This is a genomic window from Thioalkalivibrio paradoxus ARh 1, assembly GCF_000227685.2.
GTDB classification, from domain to species: domain Bacteria; phylum Pseudomonadota; class Gammaproteobacteria; order Ectothiorhodospirales; family Ectothiorhodospiraceae; genus Thioalkalivibrio; species Thioalkalivibrio paradoxus.
In genome coordinates, this window is the sequence record NZ_CP007029.1 from 1,920,191 (window position 1) to 1,946,007 (window position 25,817).

The 25,817-nt window shown below is 67.9% G+C and carries 23 protein-coding genes; 15 read left to right on the plus strand and 8 right to left on the minus strand.

The annotated features are described in order from the left end of the window. Positions 1-172 precede the first annotated feature (172 nt). The 7 genes from THITH_RS08795 to hpnE all read left to right on the plus strand — a co-directional run bounded on the left by THITH_RS08795 (position 173) and on the right by hpnE (position 7,367). Positions 173-1,489, plus strand: a complete 1,317-nt coding sequence (locus tag THITH_RS08795; RefSeq protein ID WP_006747435.1) for a TRZ/ATZ family hydrolase — start codon at positions 173-175, stop codon at positions 1,487-1,489. A 17-nt stretch (positions 1,490-1,506) separates the two neighbouring features. Further along, a complete protein-coding gene (ubiG, locus tag THITH_RS08800) occupies positions 1,507-2,247 on the plus strand; it encodes a bifunctional 2-polyprenyl-6-hydroxyphenol methylase/3-demethylubiquinol 3-O-methyltransferase UbiG (protein WP_006747434.1) in 741 nt (246 codons plus the stop codon). Next, a complete protein-coding gene (gene gph / locus THITH_RS08805) occupies positions 2,247-2,936 on the plus strand; it encodes a phosphoglycolate phosphatase (protein ID WP_006747433.1) in 690 nt (229 codons plus the stop codon). Before ubiG ends, gph begins: the two co-directional genes overlap by 1 nt. Further along, on the plus strand, positions 2,921-4,249 hold the full coding sequence (gene rmuC / locus THITH_RS08810) for a DNA recombination protein RmuC (RefSeq protein ID WP_006747432.1): 1,329 nt from the start codon (positions 2,921-2,923) through the stop codon (positions 4,247-4,249). The genes gph and rmuC overlap by 16 nt, the downstream gene beginning before the upstream one ends. Beyond that, a complete protein-coding gene (gene hpnC, locus THITH_RS08815) occupies positions 4,239-5,117 on the plus strand; it encodes a squalene synthase HpnC (RefSeq protein ID WP_025367416.1) in 879 nt (292 codons plus the stop codon). Before rmuC ends, hpnC begins: the two co-directional genes overlap by 11 nt. 82 nt (positions 5,118-5,199) lie before the next feature. Beyond that, positions 5,200-6,045, plus strand: a complete 846-nt coding sequence (gene hpnD, locus THITH_RS08820) for a presqualene diphosphate synthase HpnD (RefSeq protein WP_006747430.1) — start codon at positions 5,200-5,202, stop codon at positions 6,043-6,045. Beyond that, positions 6,042-7,367, plus strand: coding sequence for a hydroxysqualene dehydroxylase HpnE (gene hpnE, locus THITH_RS08825; protein WP_006747429.1), 1,326 nt, complete (start codon positions 6,042-6,044; stop codon positions 7,365-7,367). The genes hpnD and hpnE overlap by 4 nt, the downstream gene beginning before the upstream one ends. Positions 7,368-7,371: 4 nt before the next feature. Here hpnE and THITH_RS08830 read toward each other — a convergent pair whose 3' ends face one another. After that, on the minus strand, positions 7,372-8,028 hold the full coding sequence (locus tag THITH_RS08830) for a response regulator transcription factor (protein WP_006747428.1): 657 nt from the start codon (positions 8,026-8,028) through the stop codon (positions 7,372-7,374). Beyond that, positions 8,025-9,599 carry a PAS domain-containing sensor histidine kinase gene (locus tag THITH_RS08835; protein WP_006747427.1) on the minus strand — a complete coding sequence of 525 codons (1,575 nt, stop codon included), beginning with the start codon at positions 9,597-9,599 and terminating at the stop codon, positions 8,025-8,027. The genes THITH_RS08830 and THITH_RS08835 overlap by 4 nt, the downstream gene beginning before the upstream one ends. Positions 9,600-9,876: 277 nt before the next feature. On the opposite strand from THITH_RS08835, the gene THITH_RS08840 reads away from it, so the two are divergent. Beyond that, positions 9,877-10,656: an SDR family NAD(P)-dependent oxidoreductase gene (locus THITH_RS08840; RefSeq protein ID WP_006747426.1), complete on the plus strand. Its 780-nt coding sequence runs from the start codon at positions 9,877-9,879 to the stop codon at positions 10,654-10,656. A gap of 87 nt (positions 10,657-10,743) precedes the next feature. On the opposite strand, the gene THITH_RS08845 is transcribed toward THITH_RS08840, so the two are convergent. Beyond that, a complete protein-coding gene (locus tag THITH_RS08845) occupies positions 10,744-11,247 on the minus strand; it encodes a hypothetical protein (protein ID WP_051418651.1) in 504 nt (167 codons plus the stop codon). 269 nt (positions 11,248-11,516) lie between these two features. Here THITH_RS08845 and THITH_RS08850 point away from each other — a divergent pair, with 269 nt between their 5' ends. Continuing rightward, entirely contained in the window at positions 11,517-12,773 is a 1,257-nt protein-coding gene (locus THITH_RS08850; RefSeq protein ID WP_006747424.1) for an efflux RND transporter periplasmic adaptor subunit, read from the plus strand. Next, entirely contained in the window at positions 12,770-15,922 is a 3,153-nt protein-coding gene (locus tag THITH_RS08855) for an efflux RND transporter permease subunit (RefSeq protein ID WP_006747423.1), read from the plus strand. The genes THITH_RS08850 and THITH_RS08855 overlap by 4 nt, the downstream gene beginning before the upstream one ends. Positions 15,923-16,199: 277 nt before the next feature. On the opposite strand, the gene THITH_RS08860 is transcribed toward THITH_RS08855, so the two are convergent. Beyond that, positions 16,200-17,222 (minus strand): quinone-dependent dihydroorotate dehydrogenase, encoded by a 1,023-nt coding sequence (locus THITH_RS08860; protein WP_006747422.1) that lies wholly within the window; start codon positions 17,220-17,222, stop codon positions 16,200-16,202. 323 nt (positions 17,223-17,545) lie between these two features. On the opposite strand from THITH_RS08860, the gene THITH_RS08865 reads away from it, so the two are divergent. Next, complete coding sequence (locus THITH_RS08865) at positions 17,546-18,241, plus strand: TVP38/TMEM64 family protein (protein WP_006747421.1); 696 nt, start codon at positions 17,546-17,548, stop codon at positions 18,239-18,241. Positions 18,242-18,374: 133 nt separating this feature from the next. On the opposite strand, the gene THITH_RS08870 is transcribed toward THITH_RS08865, so the two are convergent. Then, positions 18,375-19,364, minus strand: a complete 990-nt coding sequence (locus THITH_RS08870) for a hypothetical protein (protein ID WP_006747420.1) — start codon at positions 19,362-19,364, stop codon at positions 18,375-18,377. A gap of 156 nt (positions 19,365-19,520) precedes the next feature. Between THITH_RS08870 and fbp the strand changes: the two genes are divergently transcribed. Continuing rightward, positions 19,521-20,543 carry a class 1 fructose-bisphosphatase gene (fbp, locus tag THITH_RS08875; protein ID WP_006747419.1) on the plus strand — a complete coding sequence of 341 codons (1,023 nt, stop codon included), beginning with the start codon at positions 19,521-19,523 and terminating at the stop codon, positions 20,541-20,543. Between the two features lie 132 nt (positions 20,544-20,675). Here the strand turns inward: fbp and THITH_RS08880 are convergent, their stop codons facing one another. Further along, positions 20,676-21,575: an alpha/beta hydrolase gene (locus THITH_RS08880; RefSeq protein ID WP_006747418.1), complete on the minus strand. Its 900-nt coding sequence runs from the start codon at positions 21,573-21,575 to the stop codon at positions 20,676-20,678. Positions 21,576-21,706: 131 nt separating this feature from the next. On the opposite strand from THITH_RS08880, the gene ettA reads away from it, so the two are divergent. Then, on the plus strand, positions 21,707-23,374 hold the full coding sequence (ettA, locus tag THITH_RS08885; protein ID WP_006747417.1) for an energy-dependent translational throttle protein EttA: 1,668 nt from the start codon (positions 21,707-21,709) through the stop codon (positions 23,372-23,374). A 141-nt stretch (positions 23,375-23,515) separates the two neighbouring features. Here ettA and THITH_RS08890 read toward each other — a convergent pair whose 3' ends face one another. Both THITH_RS08890 and THITH_RS08895 read right to left on the minus strand, forming a co-directional pair. Next, entirely contained in the window at positions 23,516-23,911 is a 396-nt protein-coding gene (locus THITH_RS08890; RefSeq protein WP_006747416.1) for an Hsp20/alpha crystallin family protein, read from the minus strand. A gap of 17 nt (positions 23,912-23,928) precedes the next feature. Next, positions 23,929-24,381, minus strand: a complete 453-nt coding sequence (locus tag THITH_RS08895) for an Hsp20/alpha crystallin family protein (protein ID WP_232222178.1) — start codon at positions 24,379-24,381, stop codon at positions 23,929-23,931. 146 nt (positions 24,382-24,527) lie between these two features. Here THITH_RS08895 and THITH_RS08900 point away from each other — a divergent pair, with 146 nt between their 5' ends. Both THITH_RS08900 and THITH_RS08905 read left to right on the plus strand, forming a co-directional pair. After that, the gene (locus THITH_RS08900; RefSeq protein ID WP_006747414.1) at positions 24,528-25,481 is read left to right on the plus strand and encodes a DnaJ C-terminal domain-containing protein; all 954 of its coding nucleotides are present in this window, start codon (positions 24,528-24,530) and stop codon (positions 25,479-25,481) included. A 2-nt stretch (positions 25,482-25,483) separates the two neighbouring features. After that, a complete protein-coding gene (locus THITH_RS08905; protein ID WP_006747413.1) occupies positions 25,484-25,792 on the plus strand; it encodes a chaperone modulator CbpM in 309 nt (102 codons plus the stop codon). Positions 25,793-25,817 lie beyond the last annotated feature (25 nt).

Here is a 25,817-nt window from a genome sequence, read left to right on the forward strand (position 1 = left end):
TGCGGCCCCGCCCCGTTTGCACCCGGGGCGGAGCCGAGCCACCGGCCCGACCGTGCTGCGCCGCGCTGCCCCGGCGCCTGGCGTTTCGTGCTTCCGGGGTTCGCGGGTAGAATTCGCCGCGTAGTCATCCCGGCGTACGCGGCGTCCGGGAATCACGAACCCGGGGAATGCGATGGCCGAAACACGGATCCTGAGTGCACGCTGGGTGCTCCCGGTCGTTCCCCGGGGCACCGTGCTGGAAGACCACTGCGTCGTCGTGCGTGGAGAACGCATCGTGGAAATCCTCCCCGATGCGCAGGCCCGCGTTCGCCATCCGGGCGCGGAATGGCTGGAATTCCCGTCGCATGCGCTGCTGCCCGGTTTCGTGAACGCGCATACGCACGCCGCGATGACCCTGTTGCGCGGGGTGGGCGGCGATCTCCCGCTGATGGAATGGCTGGAGCAGCACGTCTGGCCGGCGGAGGCGCGTCTGCTGTCGGCCGAATTCGTCGATGCGGGGAGCCGGCTTGCGGTGGCCGAGATGATCCGGGGCGGCACCACCTGTTTCAGCGACATGTACCTGTTTCCCGAGGAAACCGCCCGGGTGGTGGATGCCTCCGGCATCCGCGCGGCGCTGGGCCTGACGGTGATCGATTTCCCGACCCCCTGGGCGCGCACGCCTGGAGAGTACTTCGACAAGGGTGCGGCGCTGGTCTCGGCCTGGCAGGGGCACCCGCGGATCGGCTTCACCGTCGCGCCGCATGCGCCGTACACCGTGGGCGACGACAGCCTGCGAAAGATTCGCGCCCGGGCGGAAGCGCTCGGCGTGGCCGTGCACATGCATGTGCACGAAACGGCCCACGAAGTCAGTTCCGCGCTGGCCGAGCACGGCGAGCGCCCGTTGCAGCGCCTGGCCCGGCTGGGTCTGCTGGAACAACCGCTGGCGGCGGTGCACATGACCCAGCTCGATGAGCACGAGCATGAACGTCTCCCCGAATCGCTGACATCCGTCGTGCACTGCCCCGAATCCAATCTCAAGCTGGCCTCCGGGTTCTGCCCGGTGGCGCGTCTGCTGGGCAACGGCGTCAACGTCGCGCTCGGCACCGATGGCGTCGCCTCGAACAACGACCTCGACATGCTGGGCGAGATGCGTACCGCGGCGCTGCTGGCCAAGGGGGTTTCGGGCGATGCGACGGCCGTCTCCGCCAGCCAGGCGCTCGAAATGGCGACGCTGAACGGCGCCCGCGCGCTGGGCCTGGAGGCGCAGATCGGATCGCTGGAACCAGGCAAATACGCGGACCTGATCGCGATCGATCTCGGCGGGCTCGAGTTCCAGCCGGCCCACGACCCTCATGCGCAGATCGTCTATGCTGCCACCCGCGACGCCGTCAGCGACGTGTTCGTCGCGGGCCAGCCGCTGCTGCGGGGTCGCGAACTGCGCACGCTGGACCTGGACGAACTGGGCGCGATGACCCGGATCTGGCAGGAACGCGTGCAGGCTGCACACTGACAAGGAGCCCGAAGCCGATGACCTCCTCCGAAGCCCCGCGCGAGCCACACAACGTCGATCCGGCCGAACTGGCCAAGTTCACGTCGCGTGCGGACGACTGGTGGGACCCCACCGGCCCCTTCGCCACGCTGCACGCGATCAATCCGCTGCGCCTGAACTGGATCGACGAGCGGGCCGGTCTGCACGGCCGGGAGGTGCTGGACGTCGGCTGCGGCGCCGGAATCCTGGCCGAGGCGATGGCGCTGCGCGGCGCTCGGGTCACCGGCATCGACGCCGGTGCCGAACACCTCGAGGTCGCCCGCGCCCACGCGGTCGAAAGCGAACTCGAGATCGCCTACCACCACACCACTGCGGAGGCCTTTGCCGAGCACCATGCGGGCCGCTTCGCAGTGGTCACCTGCATGGAAATGCTGGAGCACGTACCCGAACCGGAATCGGCCCTCGCCGCGCTGGTCCGGCTGGTGGCGCCGGGCGGGCACCTGTTTCTGTCGACGATCAACCGCACGCCACGCGCCTTTGTCGAAGCCATCGTCGGCGCCGAATACCTGCTGCGGCTGCTTCCGGCCGGGACGCACGAATACGCGCGTTTCATCCGGCCCTCGGAACTCGCGGCCCCACTGCGCGCCGACGGCCTTGAGGTCCGCGCCCTGACCGGCCTCACCTACTCGCCGATCACGCGCGAATACCGTCTCACCCCGTCGGTTACGGTGAACTACCTGCTCCATGCGCAGCGCCCGGATCGCGGAGGCACCGCCTGATGAAGCATTTGCTGCGCGGGGTGCTGTTCGACCTGGATGGCACCCTGCTCGACACCGCCCCGGACATGCATGCCGCACTGGATCGGCTGCTGCAGGAAGAACGCCGTCCGCCGCTGCCGTTTCCGGCCGTGCGCAATCATGTCTCGCACGGCTCGAAGGCCCTGGTCGAACTCGGGTTTCCCGGTGCCAACGGCGCGACCCGCGAGCGGCTCAAGCAACGCTATCTCGAGATCTACGCCGAAGACCTCTGCCGGCATACCGCGCTGTTCCCGGGAATGGCCGAAGTGCTCGACGAACTCGAGCGGCTCGGCCTGCGCGTCGGCGTGGTCACCAACAAACCGGCCTGGCTGACCGAACCGCTGCTCGACGCGCTGGGTCTGTCCGCACGACTGGCCAGCATCGTCAGCGGCGATACCCTGCCGCAACGCAAGCCGGCCCCGGAACCGATGTGGCTGGCCGCGCGCCAAAGTGGCGCCGAACCCGGCGAGATGGTCTACATCGGCGACGCCGAACGCGACATCGCGGCCGGCCGCGCCGCCGGCATGCATACCCTGATCGCGGGCTGGGGCTACATCGACCCGTCCGAGGATCCGGAGAGCTGGCAGGCCGACGGCAGCCTGGCGGCACCCGCGGATTTCTGGGTCTGGGCGGACGCGCTGGCAACCGGGCGCGAATGGCTGGCGAGCTGAACACCCTGCCCGGTCTGTTCTGGGCCTTTGCGGCCGCACTGTTCGTACTCGGGATCGGGATCGGGCACGCCTGGGCCACCAGCCGGCTGAACGCGCGTGTGCAGGTACTGATGGCCGAGAACGCGCGCCTCGAAGCGGAACGCGATTATGCGGAACTGCGGCGCGAAGACCTGCATGCCAGCTTCGATACCGCGCGCGAACAGCTCGGCAACGCCTTCTCGGCGCTGGCGAACAACGCATTGCGCGCGAACAACACGCAGTTCCTGCGCCTCGCCCAGTCGGTGATGAACCAGCAGCTCCTGCGCGGCCAGCACGAACTCAGCCGCAGCGAAACCCGCTTCGAGGATCTGGTCCGGCCGATCCAGGAAACGCTCGCGAAGACCGAGGCGGAACTGCAGACGATGGAAAAGACGCGCGAATCGGCCTTTTCCGCGCTGAACGAACAACTGCGCCGGCTGAGCAGCGACCACGGCGAACTGCAGAAGGAGACCCGGGCGCTGGTGCAGGCCCTGTCGCGTCCGGGCGTGCGCGGGCGCTGGGGCGAGCTGACGCTGCGCCGCGCGGTCGAACTGGCCGGCATGAGTGCCCACTGCGACTTCACCGAACAGGCGGCGCTGACCGGCGAACAGGGCCGGCAGCGGCCCGACATGATCGTACACATGCCCGGGCAGCGCGCGCTGGTGGTCGACGCAAAGACGCCGCTGGACGCGTATCTGGCGGCCGTCGATGCCAGCGAACCCGAGGCGCGAAGCGCCGCGCTGAAACGCCACGCCCAGCAACTGCGCGCCCGCATCGTCGAGCTCTCGGGCAAGCGCTACTGGGCGGGACTGGAGCACACGCCGGAGTTCAGCGTGCTGTTCCTGCCCGGCGATCAGTTTCTGGCCAGCGCGCTCGAACAGGAACCCGGTCTGCTCGAGCAGGCACTGGAACGGCAGATCCTGCTGGCGACCCCAAGTACGCTGATCGCGTTGCTGCGCGCGGTCGAATACGGCTGGCAACAGGCGCGCCTGACCGCGCATGCGCTGGAGATCCGCGACCTGGGCACCGAACTCACCACGCGCCTCGGCAGCTTCACCGAGCACCTGACGCGTCTCGGCCGGGCACTCGAACAGGGTGCCGAGGCCTTCAACGCCACCGTGGGCAACCTGGAGCGCCAGGTGATGCCGAGCGCACGCCGCTTCGAGGAACTCGGCATCCGGGCCCGCAAGCGGCCCGAGCCGCCGGAGCGTGTCGATACGCCGCTGCGCAATGTCGACCGCGATGCGTCAGCGCAATCCGATCCGCCAGGGCCAGGCCTTCCCGATGGGCGTTGACCCGCTCACCGATGCGGCCTACCGGCACTGCCTGCAGCGGGCGGCCGCGCACTACGAGAATTTTCCGGTCGCGTCGCGCTTGCTGCCGCGCCGGCTGCGCGGCCCAATCGCGGCGATCTACTGTTTCGCCCGCGATGCCGACGACCTCGCCGACGAGGACCCGCGCTCCGTCGGGCAACGCCGGCAGGCGCTGCAGGCATTGCAGCAGCGCATCCGGACGCTGGCCGCACCCGAGAGCGAGACCGAACCGCAGTGGCGTGCCCTGGCCGACACCGTGCAGCGTTTCGACCTGCCGCGCCAGCCATTCCTCGACCTCGCAGACGCCTTTCTGCAGGATCTCGAGAAAACCCGCTATGCGGACTTCGGCGAGATCATGGCCTATTGCCGGCGCTCCGCGAACCCGGTGGGCCGACTGCTGCTGCACCTGGCCGGCGCGGCGACCCCGACTAATCTGGCCCACTCGGACGCGGTCTGCTCGGCGCTGCAGCTGATCAACTTCTGCCAGGATCTGCGCCAGGACTTCGCCGAGCACGGCCGCATCTACCTGCCGGCCGACGAAATGGCCGAATACGGCGTGACCGAGGACCACTTGCGGGCAGGCATCAGCGATGTCCGGATGCGCCGACTGATGCAGCGGCAATACCGCCGTGCCGACCGCCTGCTGCGCTCGGGCGCACCGCTCGGGCAGGCATTACGCGGGCGCCTGGGCCTGGAGATCCGCGCGATCATCAACGCGGGCGCGCGCGTGCTCTGGCGGCTCGAGCAGCAGGACGACGTCTTCTCGAGACCGCGCCTGCGCCGTCGCGACCAGTGGGCGATCCTGCGCCACAGCCTGTTTCCTCCGCGCCGCCGCACGACGCCTCGTTGACCTGGGCAGGCACGACCCTCGAGCCTCCCGGGCGCGGGCCTGTGGTATGTTGCCTGCCGAAATCCAGCCCGCCCCAGCGCCCATGTCACCCGACGAATACTGCCAGCAGAAGGCGGCCCGCAGCGGTTCCAGCTTCTATTACGCGTTCCGCTTTCTCGAGCCCGAACGACGACGTGCGATCATCGCGCTGTATGCCTTCTGTCGCGAGGTCGACGATATCGTCGACGACTGCCGCGAGCCAGCCGTCGCCCACGCGAAACTCGACTGGTGGCGCGACGAACTCGATGCCCTGTTCCGCGGTGAGCCGCGACACCCGATCACGCGCGCCCTCCAGCCTCATCTCGAGACGCGCAACCTCGCCCGCGAATACTTCGACGAGATCATCGACGGCATGCAGATGGATCTCGACTACGACGCCTACCCGGACTTCGCCACGCTGTCGCTCTACTGCTACCGGGTCGCCAGCGTGGTGGGCCTGCTGTCAGCGGAGATTTTCGGCTACTCGGACCGGCGGACCCTGAAATACGCCCACGATCTCGGGATGGCGCTGCAATTGACGAACATCCTGCGCGACGTGCACGAAGACGCGGTCCGCGGTCGGGTATACCTTCCACTGGACGAACTCGAGCGTTTCGGCGTCGATCCCCGCGAGTTTCGCGACAACATCACCCGCGATTCGCACCGGGCGCTGTTCGCCCATCAGGCGCAGCGGGCGCGCAGCTTCTACGCAAGGGCCGAGGAGCAGCTGCCGGCGGCCGACCGCCACGCCCAGCGCCCCGGTCTGATCATGGGTGCGATCTACCGTGCGCTGCTGGAGGAAATCGAACGCGACGGTTTCCGCGTGCTCGAGCACCGTGTCCGCCTCACGCCGCTGCGCAAGCTCTGGATCGCCTGGCGCACGGCCCGCGCAGCCGGCAAACGTCCGTGAACGCCGCGCCGGTGGCCGTGGTGGGCGCCGGCTGGGCCGGGCTCAGCGCGGCCCTGGTGCTGGCGCAGGCCGGCCGGCGCGTAACGCTGCTGGAGGCGGCGGCCATCCCCGGGGGCCGTGCGCGCACGCTCCGGCTTGGCGATGCCCTGCTCGACAACGGCCAGCACATCCTGGTCGGGGCCTGCCACGAAGTGCTGGCCCAGCTGCGCGGTGTCGGCGTCGACCCCGACCGGGCGCTGCTGACCCTCCCGTTCCAGCTGACGCTGCAGTCCTCGTCCGATGCAACCGCCGGACACCGGTTCCACCTCGCACCGAACGCGGCGACGCCCTGGTCGCTGGCAGCCGCGCTGTACCGCGCGCTGGCTCCCCAGGCACGGAACCAGCGCCTGGCGACCGTCGCCGGCGCCGCCGCGATGCTGTATGCGCCGTTGCGCCGGGATGTCGATGTGCTCCGCTGGCTGCAGCGCCATCGTCAGTCCGAGGCACTCATCCGCATGCTGTGGGAACCGCTTTGCCTGGCGGTGATGAACGCGCCCCCGCATGCCGCTTCCGCCGCGATCTTCCGGAACACGCTGCGCCTGACCCTGCTCCATGGCCATCGGGATGCCCGGCTGATGATTCCGCGGCTGCCTCTCGGAGCGCTGTTTCCCGAACCGGCCGTCGCGCGGCTGCGCAGCCTCGGCGCCGAGCTGCGCATGTCCACCCGGGTCACCGCGATCGAGTCCCGCGGCGACCGCGATTTCCGACTGCGGCTGCGCGGCGGCGAGACCCTGCACTGCACCCAGGTCATCCTTGCCACGCCCCCGCGCGCGGCCCAGCGCCTGCTGCCCGACGCGCCCGGGCCGGATCCGGTCCGGTCTGCACTCTGTGCACTCGGCGAACGCGCCATTTGCACCGTGTATCTGCGCTATCCGGAGCCGCTCGGCCGGCTGCCCGCGCTGACCGGGCTGCTGGGACAGCACGGCCAGTGGCTGCTGCCGCGCGGGGTCAGCGGCGAGCCGCACTGGGCCGCGGTGGTCATCTCGTCCGCCGGGGACTTTCCGGAAGCCGAGCCCGGGAGGCGTTGGCACCAGGTCGGACAGGAACTGGCGGCCACGTTTCCCGGCTTGGGTCTGCCCGAACGCGGATACAGCATCTGCGAACGCGCCGCGACGTTCGACGCCCGCCCGGGAATCGACCCGCTGCGCCCCGGCCCGGACAGCGGCCGTCCGGGACTCCATCTCGCCGGGGATTACCTGGTTCCGGGGCTTCCGGCCACGCTGGAGGCCGCGGTACGCGGCGGGCTCCAGGCCGCGCGGGCCGCGCTCGCGTCGGATGCCTGAACTACTACCCAGTGCCTGACTCGGCGCGCCGCGCAACGCTGGTGCCGTCGAGCGCGGCCGGAACCGCCGCGACCATCTGGCAGAGGTCGGCCAGATTGGCAGCCTGCATCTTTTCCATGACTCTCGCTCGATATTTCTCGACCGTGCGCGGGCTGATTTCGAAACGCCGCGCGATTTCCTTGTTGCTCAGCCCGTCGGTGACCAGGGCCATCACCTCGCGTTCCCGCCCGGTGAGCTGGCGGGCGCGTTCTGCGATGCGCGAGCGCCAGTCCCGTTCGGCACGCATCGCCGAATCCGTTGCCAAGGCCTCCTCGACCCGGGTGATCAGGGACTCGGTGGAGAACGGCTTTTCCAGGAAATCGAGCGCTCCGCCTTTCAGCGCGCGCACGGTCGTCGGAATATCGCCGAAGGCCGACATGAAGATCACCGGCAGCGCGCAGCCACGTTCCGACAGTTCCTGCTGCAGTTCGAGGCCGCTCATGTCGGGCATGCGCAGATCCAGCAGCAGGCAGCCCACCTGTTCCATATCCAGATCCCGCAGCAAGTCCCCGCCGCAAGCGAACGCCTTTACCTCGTAGCCCGCCAGATTCAGCGCCAGCGACAGCGAGCGGCGCACTGCGGGATCGTCGTCGACCAGAACCACCGTCCCTGTGCCGGTCAACGCTCGCCCTCCGGCCGGTGCACAGGCAGCGTGAAGGTGAGCAGTGCCCCTCCTTCCGGCCCGGACTCGGCCCAAAGGCGTCCGCCGTGCGCTTCGACAATCGTGCGGCTGACTGCAAGCCCCATCCCCATCCCGCTCTCCTTCTCGGTTTCAAACACATCGAAGACCCTGGCAAGCCACTCGGGCGAAAATCCGGGGCCGGTATCGGTCACCGTGACCCGCGCCTCTCCGTCCAGGATCTCGGCCCGAATGTGGACCCTCCGCGTCTTGCAGTCGCCACGATCGATCGCCTCGATGGCGTTGCAGAGCAAGTTCACCAGCACCTGCTCGATCTGCAGCGGGTTCACTTTCACGGGGATCGACTCATCACCGTGTTCCAGCGATATCCGGACACGCTTGCGCCGCGCAAGCGGACCGACCAGGCCCATCGCCTGCTCGATCCGTTCCTCCAGAGCGCAGGGCTCGGTCTGCAGTTCGCCCCGCCGCATGAAGCGGCGGAGACCATCGAGAATCCCGACCGCCCGCGCCACCTGTTCCCGGAGTTCATCTGCGGCAGCAAGCAGGCGCGGCCGATCCAGCGGGTCGCTACGGGCCAGTGTGGCCACCGACTCGCCGAACAGATTCACCGCCGCGAGCGGCTGTGACAATTCGTGCACCAAAGATGCGGCGAGCACGGTCACCGAGCTCAGCCGGGCCGCATGTGCCGCCTCCTCGCGATGGACGCGGGCCTCCTGCTCCATGCGGACCCGTTCGCTGATATCGACGTGCGCGACGACGGCCCCGACGCGACCGGATCCCAACGGCGTGACGGTCATCAGAAACCAGCGTTGCCGGTTGGCAGAGTGACAGGGGTACTCCAGCACGAACTCCGAGCGTTCCCCCGCCAGCACCGCACCGATACCCTCGCGCGCCCGATCCGCCAGCTCGTCGGCATCGGTCACAAGTGCGTCGCGGCAAGTTTGAAGGTAGTCCAGGCCGACGCCGGCCTCGAGCTCCAAAGATCCGCCGTTTTCGCGCGCGAACCGCCGCCACGCCTCGTTGACCGCAGTGATGCGGCCGGCCGGATCGATCACCGCAATCATTGCGGACAACGCGTCCAGCACCGCCTGCTGCAGCAGTTCGCTTTCGCGGCGCGCCGATTCGGCACGCGCCTCGGCGCTCGAATCGACCAGCACCGTCAGACACCAGCCGTGGACCGCCGACGGGTAGGGTCTGGAATACAGCCGCACACGCCGGGGCGGCGCATCGGGTCCTTCGGGGCGCAGATCCAGCACATGTCGCAGCCACTCGCTGCGATCGATGATGGCGCAGACATCGCGCAGGTAGCTGCGCAAGCGATCCTGATGCCACGGCGCCACGTGCTTGGTCAAGGGCTGGCCCAGCAGCCGCTCGCGCGCAACGGCGAACAGCGTTGCCGCCGCGTCGTTGATCTCCAGCACCCGACCGTCTTCCTTCAGGGCCATGTAGCCCATCGGAGCCTGGTCGAACAATAGCGACAGTGCCTGCTGCACCGATTGCACGCCGGGATCCGCTCCATCCCTGCCTGTACCGATCCCGGTCGGTTCCGCCATGCATCCCCCTTGATTCCTATCAGGGTTTTCAGCCGCCAATAGACGCCGGTCATGCCGTGCCCGGCTCCCGGGAGCCCGGAGGCTACCATCGATCGCGCCGAATTCCGTGCCACTACCAGCTGACACTAGTCAGAAACGCCATTGGAAACAAGCGCCGCCGGCGCCACCGGCTGCTCGTTTGCGGCGCATGCCTCGAAGCAGTACAGCGAACTGGCCTACTCGAAGCAGCGCAGCAATCTGGCCTAGAATAGGCGCAGTTTTCGCCGGAGATCGCGCCTTGCCCGACCTGGACGTCCATGCCCTGCTCGCCTACCAGCCCGCCCCGGAAACCCTGGCCGGGCGCGTGATCCTCGTCACCGGTGCCGCCGACGGCATCGGCCGGGCGGTAAGCCTGGCCGCGGCTGCCGCCGGGGCCACGGTGGTGCTGCTCGACCGGGACATCAAGCGCCTCGAGAAAACCTACGACGCGATCGAGTCGGCGGGCAGTCCTCAGCCTGCGATCTACCCGCTCAATCTGGAGGGGGCCACCATCAAGGACTACGCCGACCTGGCGGAGAACCTGCTGGGGTCCCTTGGCAGGCTGGACGGACTGGTCCTGAACGCCGGCTGGGCCGGCACCCTGACTCCACTGAAGTACTACGATCCCGAACTCTGGGCCCAGGTGATCCAGACCAATCTGAACGGCCCCGTGCTGCTGACCCAGGCGGTCCTACCCATGCTCGAGGCCAGCGGCGACGGTGCAATCGTGGTGTCCGCGCAGAACGCACGCAAGGCGTTCTGGGGAGCGTTCGGAGTGGCCAAGGCGGGCCAGGATGCCCTGATCGATATCCTGTCCCGCGAACACTCCGGGGAACAGGGCTTCATTCGCGTGAACGGGGTCGATACCGGCCCGGTCCGGACGCGTTTTCGGGCATTGCACTACCCGGGCGAAAACCCCGAATCGCTGCCGACTCCGGACCAGATCGTCGGACCCTACCTGTACCTGCTGGGGCCTGAAGCGGGCCGTACGACCGGGCAGCACATCTCCCTCGAGGGCCTGGTCACCGCACTGCGCTGAGTGCACAGGCGCCGGTGTGCCCGCAGCCATCGGGCACACACCAGCCGCCTGAATCCCCCTTCGGATTACCGAGGGGGAACCTACGGCTCAACGGCCTCCGCGCTGGGCCTCCTGCTGGATTTGCTGCAGGCGCTCGATGATCCGGTCGACTTCGGGTTCCTCGCGCCGCATCGCCTCGAGCAGATCGTCCTCGTACGCCTGCTGCGCAGCAACCACCTCGGGATCCTGGGCCACGGCCTCCTGCGCTGCGCGCAGTTCCCGCTGCGCCTCCATCACTTCCGGCGATTCCACGATCTCGCGGCGCTGCGCATCCGTCAAATGCTCGTCCTGCAGGCGGCCCTGGGCTGCGAGCAGGGTTTCCATGATGCCGCCCGGGTCATAGCCCGCGTCGCGCATTTTCTGCGTGACGAGTTCCTCCATCGCCTCCGCCTGGTCCAGGAGTTCCGGATTGTTCTCCATCGCTGCATGCTGCGCCTGCGCCAGCCGCTGCTGGAGTTCCACGTATTCCCGTTCCAGCGGACCGGGCTGTTGCTGGCCCAGCGCCGCACCCGAGAACACGAGTGCAAAAACGGTGACCGCCAAAACGGCCATAGCCTGTAGTCCATACCGATACTGCATAGTGGAGTTCCTCCGTTGCCGCGGCCAGCGGGCCGCACGTCTGTTGAGCTTAGCAGCGAATCCCCCAAGGATAACAAACCGCCCTCATCCGTCGCCCCGCTCGGTTCCATACGTGCTCACGAGACGAGCGCCGGATCCGGTATCATGGCCTGTCCTTCCAGCGCACGGGGTACTGCCGGTACCCTCATCCGACTGGCAGCAAAGCCAACCCCCACCTTCGTTGCATCGAGGCCACATCCGTGATGAGGATCGCCAGAAAGCTGCTGCCGCTCCTGATCGTCGCCGCAGCCGGCGCCGGATTCATCGCCCTGCGAATGACAGGGCCTTCCGCGCCCGCGCCGGCGACCAGCGAGAGGACCTGGCCGGTCCGCGGCATGGCGGTCGAGCCCGGGGTATACCACCCGAGTACCGAACTTTACGGGCGCGTGCAGTCACCGCAGACGGCCACGCTGCGTGCCGCCATCGAAGGCGTCGTCGACCATGTGCCCGTTCGCGCGGGCCAAGTCGTCGGACCCGGCGACGTGCTGGTGCAAATCGACCCCTCCGAGGCACGGCTGACGCTCGCCCAACGCGAGGCGGAGCTGCGCGAAGCGCAGGCGATGCTCTCCAGCGAACGGTTGCGTGCCGAAACCGACGAGCGCACGCTGAGGCGGGAACGGCAGCTGCTGCAGATCAGCCAGCGCGGTCTCGACCGCGCTCAGGATCTGCGCACCCGCAACCTCGGCTCGGACGCAGACGTGGACGAGGCACAGCGGCTGCTGGAGCAGGCAAGGCTGGCGGTCATCGCCCGCGAGCAGGCGGTGGCCGACGCGCCAGCCCGTCTGGACCAGGCAGCAGCCCGCGAGGAACGCGCCCGTGCCGCCCGGGATCGGGCCGCGCTCGACCTGTCCCGTACCGAAATCGCCGCCACGGTTCCTGCCCGCCTGGTGGAACTGCAGGTGAGCGCCGGGGAACGGGTCCGGGTCGGTGACCCACTGCTGCGGCTGTACGCAACCGACGATGTCGAAATCCGCGTAAGCCTGCCCGATGCGATGGTCGCGACGATCACCAGGCTGCTGGAACAGCAGGATCCGTTGCCCGCACGCGCCCGGGTCGGCGGGGCTCCGATCCGGGCGGAGTTGGTCCGCATCGAGGGCGAGACCCGGCCAGGCGAGGCGGGAATCGGGGCGGTGTTCCGGGTCACCGAGGGCGGCGGTGCACTGCCGCTGAACCGCTTCGTGAATCTTCGGCTCGAGCTTCCCTCGGAGGCGGACAGCGTGCCCGTCCCGTTCGAGGCGCTGTACGGCCGCGATCGGGTCTACCGCGTGGTCGACGAGCGCATGCAGGGCCTGCGGGTCGAACGCCTGGGCGAGCAGGTGGACCACGACGGGCGCACCCTGGCGCTGATCCGGCATCCCGAACTGCGATCCGGCGATGTGCTCGTGGTCACGCGCCTTCCCAACGCGGTCGACGGCCTGCCCGTGGACGTGACATTGGACAGCGAAGGTGCCGACCAGTGACCCCGAACGGCGCACCCCCCGCGGCGACGGGCACGGGGATTCCGGGGGGCCGCGGACTGATTCAGCTTTTTCTTCGTCACCGGCTAGCGGCGAACCTGCTGATCGCCCTGATGATTCTCGGCGGTGCTTTTGCACTGCTGAAGCTCAATACCCAGTTCTTCCCGAACTTCGAGCTGGACTTCGTTTCAGTGCGAGTGGTCTGGACCGGGGCCAGCGCCGAGGACGTGGAACGCGGGATCACCGACCCGCTGGAACAGGATCTGCGCACTGTCGACGGGCTGCGGAACCTGACGTCCACGTCGGCGCTGGGCGTCGCCGCGATTACGCTGGAATTCGAGGCCGGCACCGACATGACCCTGGCGCTGGAACAGGTCAAGGACCGGGTGGACCAACAGCGCAACCTGCCGGACGAGGCCGAGACCCCGATCGTCACGCGTATCGTGCGGTATGAGCCGGTCGCGCGGCTGCTCGTCAGCGGTCTCGACGACATCTACGACCTGCGCACTCTGGGCCGGCAATTCGAACGCGAACTGCTGGATCGCGGGATCGCCCGAGTGGAATTCACCGGCCTCCCGGAAGACGAGATGGCGATCCAGGTGCCGGCGATCCAGCTCTACAATACCGATCTCACCCTGGGGGATATCGCTCAGCGGATCACGAGCCTGAGCCGCGACATCCCCGCGGGCAGCGCGGGCCGTGCGGACACCGCGCGCCAGATCCGCAGCCTCGACCAGCGCCGGGATATCATCGCGTTCGAAGATCTGCCATTGCGGGCCGACCCGGAACTCGGGCTGCTCAAGCTCGGGCAGATCGCCGAAATCGAACGCGTACCCCGCGACGGCCAGGTCAGCGTGAGCGTCGAAGGCCGCCCGGCGCTGGAAATGCAATTGATGCGCACCGAGACCGGGGACTCGCTGCAGGCCGCCCGCATCCTCGAGGAGTGGCTGGCCGAAACGCGCCCGATCCTGCCGCCCGGCGTCCAGGTGGAGGCGATCGACGCCTTCTGGGAGTTGCTGCTCGAACGCATCCTGCTGCTGCTGAAAAACGGCGCCGGCGGGCTCGTCCTGGTGCTCGCCATCCTGTTCCTGTTCCTGAATCGCCACGTCGCGCTGCGCGTGGCGCTGGGCATCCCGATCGCATTCACCGCGGCGCTGATCGTGCTTTGGCTGGTCGGCGGGTCGATCAACATGATCTCGCTGTTCGGCTTCATCATGTCGCTGGGGATCATCGTCGACAACGCCATCGTCGTCTCCGAGCACGCGTACACGCTGCACCAGCAGGGCCAGGAGCCGGCCGAGGCCGCCGGCAACGGCGCCCAGCGCATGCTGGCCCCTGTGATCTCGGCCTCGCTGACGACGATCGCGGCCTTCCTGCCGCTGATGCTGATCGGCGGGATCATCGGCAACATCCTGTTCGACATTCCATTGGTCGTGATCTGCGTGATCGCCGCGACGCTGGCGATTGCGTTCCTGATCCTGCCGGCGCACCTGAAGGGCGTGCTGACTCGCCTGCAGCCGCCGCCTGCCGGCAGTCTGCGGGCCCGGTTCGACGCCGGCTTCGAGCGCCTGCGCAACGGCCCCTTCCGCCGCCTGGTATCGCAGGCGGTCGATCATGCCGGGGTAACGCTGGCGCTGGCCGTCGCCGCGCTGATCCTGGCCATCGGCCTCGCGGCCAGCGGGCGCATCGGCTTCACGTTCTTTCCTGCACCCGAAGGGACCGTGCTGAACGCCGGCGTAAACTTCGTCGCCGGCACCCCGCCGGAACGCGTCACCGCGTTCCTCGTCGCCACCGAGGAGGCCCTGTACGAAGCCGAGCGTGCGCTGGGTGGCGGACTGGTCCGCGCCACGGTGGTCCGGCGCGGACTGGGCATCGACCCGGGCGACGGCAATGCTCCCCAGGGCGAACAGTTCGGCAACATCCAGGTCGAGCTCGTTTCCCCCGAGGCCCGCAACGTGCTGAACCGCGAGATCATCCGGGCCTGGCAGGAGCGCGTGCGGCTCACCCCGGGCGTGGAAAACTTCAACATCAGCGAGCGCCAGGGCGGGCCACCGGGACGCGACCTCGACATCCGCCTGACCGGAGACGACCCGGAGCGGCTCAAGGACGCGGCGCTGGCGCTGGCCGAAACCTTCGCGGACATCCCCGGAACCTATGCCATCAACGACGACACCCCGTTTGGCCGCGAACAGCTGATCTACTCGATCCGGCCCGAGGGACTCGCGGCAGGCCTGACCACCGAGAGTGTGGGCACCCAGCTGCGCGACGCGTTCGACGGACGCCTGGCCCAGATCTTCCAGGACGGCCTGGAGGAGGTCGAAGTCCGTGTGCGCCTGCCGGACCGCGAGCGCCACCACACCGAGACCCTCGAACGCCTGTCGATCCACCTCCCTTCCGGGGCGCTCGTGCCGCTGGATACCGTCGTCGAGCTGGAATCCCGGCAGGGTTTCGAAACCCTGCGGCATGCCGACACGCGGCTGGCGATCCACGTCTCCGCGGAAGTCGACCGCGCCGTGAACAACGCCGCTCGAATCCGCGCCGCGCTCGAAGCCGGCCCGCTCGACGAACTGGCCCAGCGCTATGGCGTGAACTACTCGTTCGAGGGGCGTGCGGCGGACCAGGCCGATACCTTCGCCGACATGCGCTTGGGACTGGTGCTGGCGCTGGGGCTGATGTATCTGACGCTGGCGTGGGTGTTCGCGTCCTGGGGCTGGCCGCTGATCGTGATGTCGATCATCCCGTTCGGGATCCTCGGCGCGATGCTCGGGCACTGGATGATGGGAGTCGAGCTGACCATTCTGTCGATTTTCGGCCTCTTCGGGCTGACCGGCATCGTCGTCAACAACTCGATCATCCTGGTGAGTTTCTACCAGGGACTGCGCGACCAGGGCCTGGCGCTGCGCGAGGCCATCATCGAGGCTTCGTGCCAGCGGCTGCGGGCAGTGATCCTGACCTCCGCCACGACCATTGCCGGTCTCACGCCGCTGCTGTTCGAGCGCTCGCTCCAGGCGCAGTTCCTGATTCCGATGGCGATCTCGATCGTGTTCGGCCTCGGTGTCGCGACGCTGCTGGTGCTGCTGGTGATCCCGGCACTGCTGCGGCTGTACGAAAACCGCTTCGACCGGGGCGCTCTGGCCGGCGCCACCGGCTAGTCGGGCAAGCGCTGCGAACGCGCGTCAGGCGGTCGTGCGCCGCTGGATCAGCGCAGCCGCCACCGGGACGCACGCGCGCCGTTGTTGGGCCGCCGCGCAGGTCAGCCGACCTCTGCGGCCAGACCCGTAGGGCGGAAAAGCGCAGCCGTCATCCGCCGTACGGCGTTCGCAATGCCCAGGCGCCCGCGGCAATCCGGGCGCCAGCTGGCGGATGACGGCCTTCGGCCTTTTCCGCCCTACGCCTCTTTCATCATCGGGGGTTGGGCCGGCGCGCAGGTCAGTTGACCTCTCCGGCCAGCGCCTGCACGCATTCGCGCACCAGCCCCGGGCCGCGGTAGATCAGGCCGGTGTAGATCTGCACCAGGCTCGCCCCGGCGCGGATCTTGTCGACCGCATCCTGTCCCGACAGAATGCCGCCGACGCCGATGATCGGCACGGCTCCGTCGAGGGTCCTGCTCAAGGTCCGGATCACCCGTAGCGACGGCGCAGCCACCGGGGCGCCCGAGAGGCCGCCGGCTTCGTCCGCATGCGGCAACCCGGCGACGGCCGAACGATCGGTGGTGGTGTTGGTCGCGATCACGCCGTCAATGCCATGCCGGACCAACAGCCGGGCGATCGCCTCGATCGCGCCCTCGTCCAGGTCCGGGGCGATCTTCAACGCCAGCGGCACATAACGGCCATGGCGGTCGGACAGTCGCGCCTGCTGCGTCTTCAGTGCGCCGAGCAACCCATCCAGGGCCGCGTCCTGCTGCAGTTCCCGCAGGCTCTCGGTGTTGGGCGACGAGATGTTCACAGCGACGTAGCCGGCCCAGGGATAGACGGTGTCGAACGCAGACCGATAGTCGTCTGCCGCCCGTTCGTTCGGGGTCGTCTTGTTCTTGCCGATGTTGATGCCGAGAATGCCCGGGTAGTGCGTCCCAGCCGCGCGAACGTTCTCGACCAGCCGTTCGGCACCCTCGTTATTGAACCCCATGCGGTTGATCAGCGCCTGCGCCTGCGGCAGGCGGTAGAGCCGCGGGCGCGGATTGCCGGGCTGCGCACGCGGGGTCACGGTACCCAGTTCGAGGTGCCCGAATCCGAATCTGGCCAACCCGCGGATATGCTCGCCGTTCTTGTCCAGCCCCGCAGCCAGCCCCACCCGGTTCGGAAACTCCAGGCCCATCACCTGCACGGGATTCGCGTTGAGGACGCCACCCGGCACCAGATGCAGCCGGGCCGCAACATCCAGAGCCGCAAAGCTCACCCGGTGCGCGGTTTCGGGAGACATCGCGAACAGCAGCGGGCGAATCAACCGGTACATGAGCGATCCCTGTGCTGGGGTGGGGCAGATACCTGCAAGGCAGGAACCAGTGTACGCGCGATCCCCGGCCCGCGCGCGCCTCCCGCAAGCTGCGCGCAGAGAACCTTTCCCCCGGGGTATCGGGCGGGTTTTACCGGCGAGACCCCGAGGGATGGCGACCGGGCCCAGGCGCTCCGCCGTTCGCTGCCTTGCGCTTCGCGCGCGATTCTGCGATGAAGGGAGCCAGCAAGAAGGCCGGGACAGCGGCCGACGGAGGGCCTGCCGGCGCCAGGGCACCCCCGAGTCGGCCGCCCGTGCCGCCGGGTGCAACGGAGTGGCAGGCGATGAGCAGCCCCTTGGTCACGCGCATGATCCGCAGGCTCGGCCGACACTGGCGCGGACTCGTGCTGCTGGCGCTGGTAGTCACCGGACTGGTCCTGGCGTCTTGGTACTCGCGCGACCTCGCCGTTTTTCTGGAATGGGGCGACCGGATCGCGGATCAGCCCTGGGCCATGGTCGGCGTGGTGGTGCTGATGGCCGTGTTGTTCAGCTTCGCGCTGCCCGGAAGCCTCGCGTTCTGGCTGATCGCCCCGTTTCACCCGCCGCTGGTATCGGTGGCCATGCTGCTCGCCGGCAGCCTGCCCGGCGCCCTTGGTGCCTATTTCCTGTCGCGTCGCCTCGGCCGCCAGCACGCGCCACGCGGTGGCGAACGCCTGCTTGAACTGCTGCAGCGCCGCGGAGATCTGCTGACCCAGACCGCGCTGCGCATCCTTCCGGGCTTTCCGCACTCGGTGGTGAATTTCGCAGGCGGCATCCTCCGCCTTCCGCTGGGCAGCTTCCTGCTGGCCGCGCTGGTCGGCCTTGCGGTCAAGTGGGGCGTGTACTCGAGCGCCGTGTACGGTGCCGTCGAGGCGATCGAGACCGGAGAACCGCTACAACTCGGGACCGTCCTGCCACTGTTCGCGCTGACCGCATTGCTGTTGCTCGGCGCCCTCGCCCGCCGGCGCCTCGACCGCCGCTCCGACAAGCCGCCCCCGTAGTAATCGGCCCCGTCGCGTCACCGGTGCCACGACGCACAGCGGCCCACGCGACCGCCGCCGCTGGCCGCTGCGCCGGCACGCCGAAGCCCACCGCCCCGCTGCGCCGGCCGCCACGGTAACCAGGCGTCGCGTCTTACCCCGCCGGCGGCGTCGATTCGCCGGGCTTGGCGCTGGCGCCGAGCCCGGGGACGTGGCCCGTCGCCTTCTCGCCAAGCTCCCGGAACTTGCTGCTCGCGCCCTCGAGCCGCGCCACCCAGTCCTCGCGCGGCTGTTGGCCGTCGGTGATCTTGAAATAGGCCTGGATCAGCGCAGCCATCGCGAACGGATCGATGATCGCGGCCTTCAGCGAGATCGCGAACACGAACGCGACCACCACGGTCCAGAACCCCGCCCCTTCCGGGAAGAAGCTGACCAGCGCAAGGAACGGCGCCAGGGTGACCAGGAAGATCAGCAGCGTCAGCACCCATACGATCACCGCCAGGAACAGCGCGTTCTTGAGCATCTTCCCGTAGTTCTGCGCGTACAGCACCAGCGCCTCGCGACTGCTCGCCCAGGGGTTGGTCGACTGCGTCCGGATATTGTGGGCCAGGATCACCTCGTCGACGTAGGTCAGCGACAGGTTGATCACCGTGGTCAGGAACTTCATCACGCCTTGCAACGCCGGAATCGGCAGGAGATTGCCGATCGTCATCAGCAGCCGGTTGATCACCTTCAGCACGCCCTTGATCAATTGATCCACCGCGAACAGCACCGAAGCCTCGACGAAGCGGCTGCGCACCTCGCCGGTTGCGTAGGCGATCTGCCCCTTGCCCTCGGGCAGCGGCTTGCCGTCGATCGCGTGCACCAGCACCGCGATATGGCCGGCCTTGACCAGGTACAGCAGGTACTCGCGCAGGAAGTAGATGACCCCCGAGACGACCGCGAACCCAACGAAGCCGCCGAAGAACGCGTACCCGGCCGGCTCGTCGCCCACGCGGCCGACCAGGTACCCGATCCCCGCACCGCCACCGGTGGCGATCACGTAGGCGAGCGTGATCCCGAAGAACACCACAAGCCGCAGCAGGATGAACGGAAGGGTCTTGCCCATCAGCTGCAAGGTTCGGCCTACACGAAAGTCCATCATGGAGCACTCCTCGGTGGGGATGGGGGGCTGGGCGCGGCGGTATGGTCCCAGCATGGCCGGGCGATGACAACACCCGCAGGCGACGCCTCCGGCCGGCGCACGGCGACGGACCGGGCGTATACTGGGCGCGAGTAGCGGCGCATGCGAGGTTCGGAAATGAAGGCCAGTGCAGGGTATCCGATCGTCACCCTGAACGAGTTCATCATCAACCGGCAGGCGGAACACCCGGAGGCGCGGGGCGATCTCTCCCGCTTGCTGCACCACATCGGCGTCGCCGCGAAGATCGTCAACAAGAAGATCAACAAGGCCGGCCTGGTGGACATCCTCGGCGAAGCCGGCGGAATCAACGTGCAGGGCGAGGATGTTCAGAAACTCGATGTCTTCGCCAACGACCATTTCACCGCCGCACTGCAGGCGTCGGGCGAAGTCTGTGCGATTGCCTCCGAGGAGAACCAGGAAATCGTCACCTTCGACGAAGGCCTGTCGCGCGACGGCCACTATGTGTTCTGCATGGACCCGCTGGACGGCTCGTCCAACATCGAGGTGAATGTATCCGTCGGCACCATCTTCTCGATCTACCGGCGCCTGAGCCCGGAGGGCGAGCCGGCGGCGCTGAGCGATTTCCTGCAGCCCGGGACACAGCAGGTCGCGGCCGGTTATGTGATCTACGGTTCGTCGACCATGCTCGTGTACACCACCGGCAACGGCGTCGACGGATTCACGCTGGATCCGGGAATCGGCGAGTTCTGCCTGTCACACCCGGGAATCCGGACGCCCGATGCGGGGCGCATCTACAGCATCAACGAAGGCAACTACGTTCATTTTCCGATGGGCGTGAAGCAGTACATCAAGTACTGCCAGGAGATCGACCCGGCAAGCGGGCGCCCCTATACCTCGCGCTACATCGGATCGCTGGTGTCCGATTTTCACCGCAACCTGCTGCAGGGCGGCATCTTCATCTACCCCGAGACGCAGAGCGCCCCCAAGGGCAAGCTGCGGCTGATCTACGAATGCAACCCGGTCGCGTTCGTCGCCGAGCAGGCCGGTGGCTCGGCGACGAACGGCAGGATCCGCACCCTTCAGCTCACCCCGGAAGGCCTGCACCAGCGGGTGCCGTTCTACGTCGGATCGCGCAACATGGTTGAGAAAGCGCACGAGTTTCTCAACACATACCACTGAAATACAAATTCCTTCGAAACCGATCCGGGTGGCACCGTCCGGTGTCGGCACCACTTGCGGGCGGCACCGGAGCCCGGCGACTCCGACACCCGCCCGCGCAGGTCGTGCCGGACGGCATCGAGGCGGGCCGCCTCAGTCGAGGAACTCCACGACCGCGTCCGCGACGTCGTCGGCGAAGAAATCGCGGAAGAAGTGATCCGCGCCGTCGATGGTCGCGGTGGTCACGTTCGCGGCATCGGCAAGGCCCGCCATGCGTTCCGGCAGGTCTGCCACCACATCGTCCTCGGAACCGATGATCACCAGCGTCGGCACGTCCACCCCGTCGATCACGCTGGGCGTGTCGTGCGCCGCCTCGGGCCGGTAATAGCCGAGGAACGCAGCCGGCGCGACATCGAGTTCCTCACAGTAGAGGAAGCGCACGCCCTCGAGCCGCGTATCGGGCTGCTCCATGCGCAGCAGCTCCTCTGCCTGTTCGAGCGGAGTGGCCAGCGGCATGCCGCTCTGCACCTCGTAGTCGGCCGCCGCGCGGTCGGCGTCATAGGTCGACGGCGCGATCAGCACCAGTGCGGGCACGTCGCTCGGGCCGTACTCCTGGTAGAACCGCGCGATCTGATTGCCGCCGCGCGAGTGACCCAGGAGCGACACCGGGCCGTAGCCCTGCTCCGCAAGCCAAGTGCGCCAGGCCTGCAATTCCGAGAAATGCGCGTCCAGCCCGTGGGTCACCGGCCGGTCGCATTCGAACATGCCTTCGCGCCCGTCGATCCCGTAGCTGAGATTCACCGACAGGGAATTGACGCCACGCTCGGCCAGCAGATCCTGCACCGTGGCCATCGTCTCCATGCGCCCGTGGGCGAGCGTGCCGTGCAGCATCAGCACCACGCCGTCGCCGGGGTCGGCCGGGGCCTGCAGGTGACCGACCAGGGTCAATCCATCGTGCTCCAGGGTAACGCGTTCGGCGGCCGCTGCCGCGAGCGGCAACCACAGGATCAGGGCCAGCCAAACGGCATGCAAGGGCTTGCGCAAACCAGACATCGAGACCTCCTCGGGTCGGTGGTGGGGATGCCCTTATAGACGCAGGCGTGACCCGATAATTTCCCGGCCGAGTCGTGATAGAGTCTGCGACCCAGCCTTTACCAGCCGGTATCGCAACCGGAAGAGACCTTATGGCGCAGTACATTTTCACCATGAACGGCGTGGGCAAGATCGTCCCGCCGAAGAAGCAGATCCTGAAGGACATCTACCTGAATTTCTTCCCCGGCGCCAAGATCGGGGTGCTCGGCTACAACGGCTCGGGCAAATCCACCCTGTTGCGGATCATGGCCGGGGTGGACAAGGACATCGTCGGCGAGGCGCGTCCGCAGCCTGGCATCCGCATCGGCTACCTGCCGCAGGAGCCGCAACTCGACGGCAGCAAGGACGTGCGCGGCAATGTCGAGGAAGGCGTGCAGCCGATCAAGGACGCGCTCGCGCGCCTGGACCAGGTCTACGCGGCCTATGCCGAGCCCGACGCCGACTTCGACAAGCTCGCCGCGGAACAGGGCGAACTCGAGGCACTGATCCAGGCCAGCGATGGTCACAACCTCGAGCGCCGGCTCGAAGTCGCGGCCGACGCGCTGCGCCTGCCGCCCTGGGACGCCGACGTGCAAACCCTCTCCGGCGGCGAGCGCCGCCGCGTCGCGCTGTGCCGGCTCTTGCTGTCGAGCCCGGACATGCTGATCCTGGACGAGCCGACCAACCACCTGGATGCCGAGAGCGTCGCCTGGCTGGAGCGGTTCCTGCAGGAATTCCCGGGAACGGTCGTTGCGGTCACCCACGACCGCTACTTCCTCGACAACGTCGCCGGCTGGATCCTGGAACTCGACCGCGGCCACGGCATTCCCTGGGAAGGCAACTACTCGTCGTGGCTGGAACAGAAGGAGAAACGGCTCGCGCAGGAAGAAAAGGCCGAGCAGGCGCGCATCAAGGCGATGGAGTCGGAGCTCGAATGGGTGCGCAGCAACCCGAAGGGGCGCACCGCGAAGAGCAAGGCGCGGCTGAAGCGCTTCGAGGAGATCGCCTCGAGCGACTACCAGCGGCGTTCGGAAACCAAGGAACTCTACATCCCGCCCGGCCCGCGGCTCGGCGAGAAGGTGCTCGACGCCGAGACCCTGGGCAAGGCGTATGGCGACCGGCTGCTCTACCAGGGGCTGTCGTTCTCGGTTCCGCGCGGCGCGATCGTCGGCGTGATCGGTCCGAACGGCGTCGGGAAGACGACGCTGTTCCGAATGATCACCGGCAAGGAACAGCCCGACCAGGGCAGCATCAGCCTCGGTGAGACCGTGGAAATCGCCTACGTGGACCAGAGCCGCGACGCGCTCCAGGACGAGAAAACGGTCTGGGAGGAGATCTCGAACGGCCAGGACGTGGTTCAGGTCGGCAGTTTCCAGATGCCTTCGCGCGCCTACGTCGGGCGTTTCAACTTCAAGGGTTCGGACCAGCAAAAACGGATGAAGGAACTCTCCGGGGGCGAACGCAACCGGGTGCACCTGGCCAAGGTGCTGATGCGCGGCGGCAACCTGCTGTTGCTCGACGAACCGACCAACGACCTCGACGTCGAGACGCTGCGGGCGCTGGAAGAGGCCCTGCTCGACTTCCCCGGTTCCGCGATCGTGATCTCGCACGACCGCTGGTTCCTCGACCGCATCGCGACCCATATCCTCGCCTTCGAGGAAGACGGCAACGTCGTGTTCTTCGACGGCAACTTCCAGGAATACGAGGACGATCGGCACGACCGCCTCGGCGCCGCGGCCGACCAGCCGCACCGCGTGAAGTACAAGCGGCTGGCCTCGTAAGGCCGCCGCTTGCCTGTCTGAGGCGTTCCCCCTCTCGCGCAGGCAAAAGGGGGCGAGATGCGCGCACGACCTCGTCGAAGTGCGCGCCTCCCCGCCCCCCGCCCCGTCAGCCGCAGCCGCGCGACGGGGCGGTCGGGCCGATCAGGCCACCTGCACGTCGATGCGCCGCGGCTGGGCGTGTTCCACCTTGGGAATGTGCAGCTTGAGCACGCCGTTGCGCAACTCGGCGCTCACCTTGTCGGTGTCGAGTTCCCGCGACAGCGTGAACACGCGCCGGTAGCGCGGCATGCTGACCTCGGCATGCGTGGCCTCCATGTCCTCGGGGATATTCAGCGCCACCTCGCCCTCGATGGTCAGCGTATCGGCCTCGACGTGCAGGTGCAGCCCCTCCTTCGACACGCCAGGCAGATCCGCGTACATGGTGATGCCGGTGCCCTCCTCGAACACGTCCACCGGCGGCATCAGCGTCCCTTCCGGAGTATCGGAACGCGCGGCCTGCCTTTCCTGTTGCTGCGCAACCCGGGTACGTTCATTCATCGCTCTGCCCTCCTCGCTTACTGAACATTGATCCGGCGCGGCATCGCCGCTTCGCGCCGCTGGATACTGATGTGCAGAACCCCGTCACGGTACCGGGCCGTGACCTTGTCCGGGTCCACGTCGTCGGGCAGGCTCACGACCCGTCGGAAACGGCCGGCGAAGCGCTCGTCGATATGCACGGTGGCTTTCGTGTCCTCGCCGGGCAGGTCGGAGGCCCGCTCACCGGCGACGATCAGCACGCCTTGCTCCAGCTGTACGTCGATCGACGCGGGATCGATCCCGGGCGCGAACGCATAGATCTCGACCGAGCGCGGCGTGTTGCCGACGTTCATCGCGGGAAACCCGCCCCGACTCAGCCCCCGAATGCTCGGCGAAAGATCGAAGGCCCGGTTCATCTCCCGCTGCAAACGGTCGAGCTCCGCGAACATGTCGTGTGGAAACAGCGAACGGTACATAATGAGTTCCTCCATTGGCTCGGTTCGGGCGTCCTTCCACGGTGCCCCCGAGATCCAGTATGGGGGTTCCAGAACGCGGTTCAATGGGTTGAAATCGCGATGGATGCAGCCATCTCGTGTCAGGAGGAATCCGGTCGCGCTGCCCAAGCAAAGGAGGCCGAATGGAATTCAAGGATTACTACAAAATCCTCGGTGTCGCCCGTGATGCCACGGTTTCAGACATCAAGAAGGCCTATCGCAAGCTTGCCCGCAAGTACCACCCCGATGTGTCCAAGGAAACCGACGCCGAAGCGCGGATGCAGGAGGTGAACGAAGCCTATGCGGTACTTTCGGATCCCGAGAAGCGCGCCGCATACGACCAGCTCGGCCGCGGCTACCAACCCGGCGAGGAATTCCGCCCACCGCCCGACTGGGACGCCGGTTTCGAGTTTTCCGGCCGGGGCTTCTCGCCGTCCGAGGAAGCGGCGTTCAGCGACTTCTTCTCCGAACTCTTCGGGCATATGGGTGCCGGCCGTGGCGGCTTCCACACCGAGCGCGGGTCGTTCCGGGCGCGTGGCGAAGACCACCATGCGAAGGTGCTGCTCGATCTCGAAGACGCGTTCACTGGCGCGACCCGGCAGATCTCGCTACGCGTACCGAAACTGGACGCGCAGGGCCGGGTGGCGCTCGACACGCGCACGCTGAACCTGCGCATCCCCAAGGGCGTGCACGAAGGCCAGATCATCCGCCTGGCCGGACAGGGTGCCCCCGGGATCGGCGGCGGGCCCACCGGCGATCTGCTGCTGGAGGTCCACTTCCGGCCGCATCCGCGCATCCGGGCCGTCGGCAAGGATCTCCACCTGGTCCTTCCGGTCGCCCCCTGGGAGGCGGCACTGGGCGCGGTGATTCCGGTCGATCTGCCCGGCGGCGAGGTGAAGGTCCGCATTCCCGCCGGAGCCCAGAGCGGGCGCCAGCTTCGGGTGCGCGGCAAGGGCATCCCGGCCACCCCGCCCGGCGACCTGCTGTTGGAACTGCAGGTCGTGCTGCCGCCCGCGGACAGCCCGGCCGCGCAAAGGATCTACCAGACCATGGCGCGCGATCTCGCCTTCGACCCGCGCCGCGAACCGAGGACGTAGCCATGCACGACGACGACATCCTCATCGGCAGCCTGATCGAAGACAGCTGGCTGACGCTGGAACAGGTCGCGGGCGCCTGCACGGTCGAGCCCCAGTGGCTGCTGCGGCATATCGAGGAAGGCCTGTTCCCGCACGCGGAGTCGGTGGCCGGCACCTGGCGCTTTTCCAGCGGCCATCTGCGTCGCGCCCGGCGCATGCGCGAGATGGAGCGCGTGTTCGACGCCGAACCCGAACTGGCGGCGCTGGTGGCCGACCTGCTCGAAGAGATCGACGACCTTCGGACCGAATTGCACCGCGCGGGCCTAAAATAGGGATGCGGGTCTAAAATAGGGATGC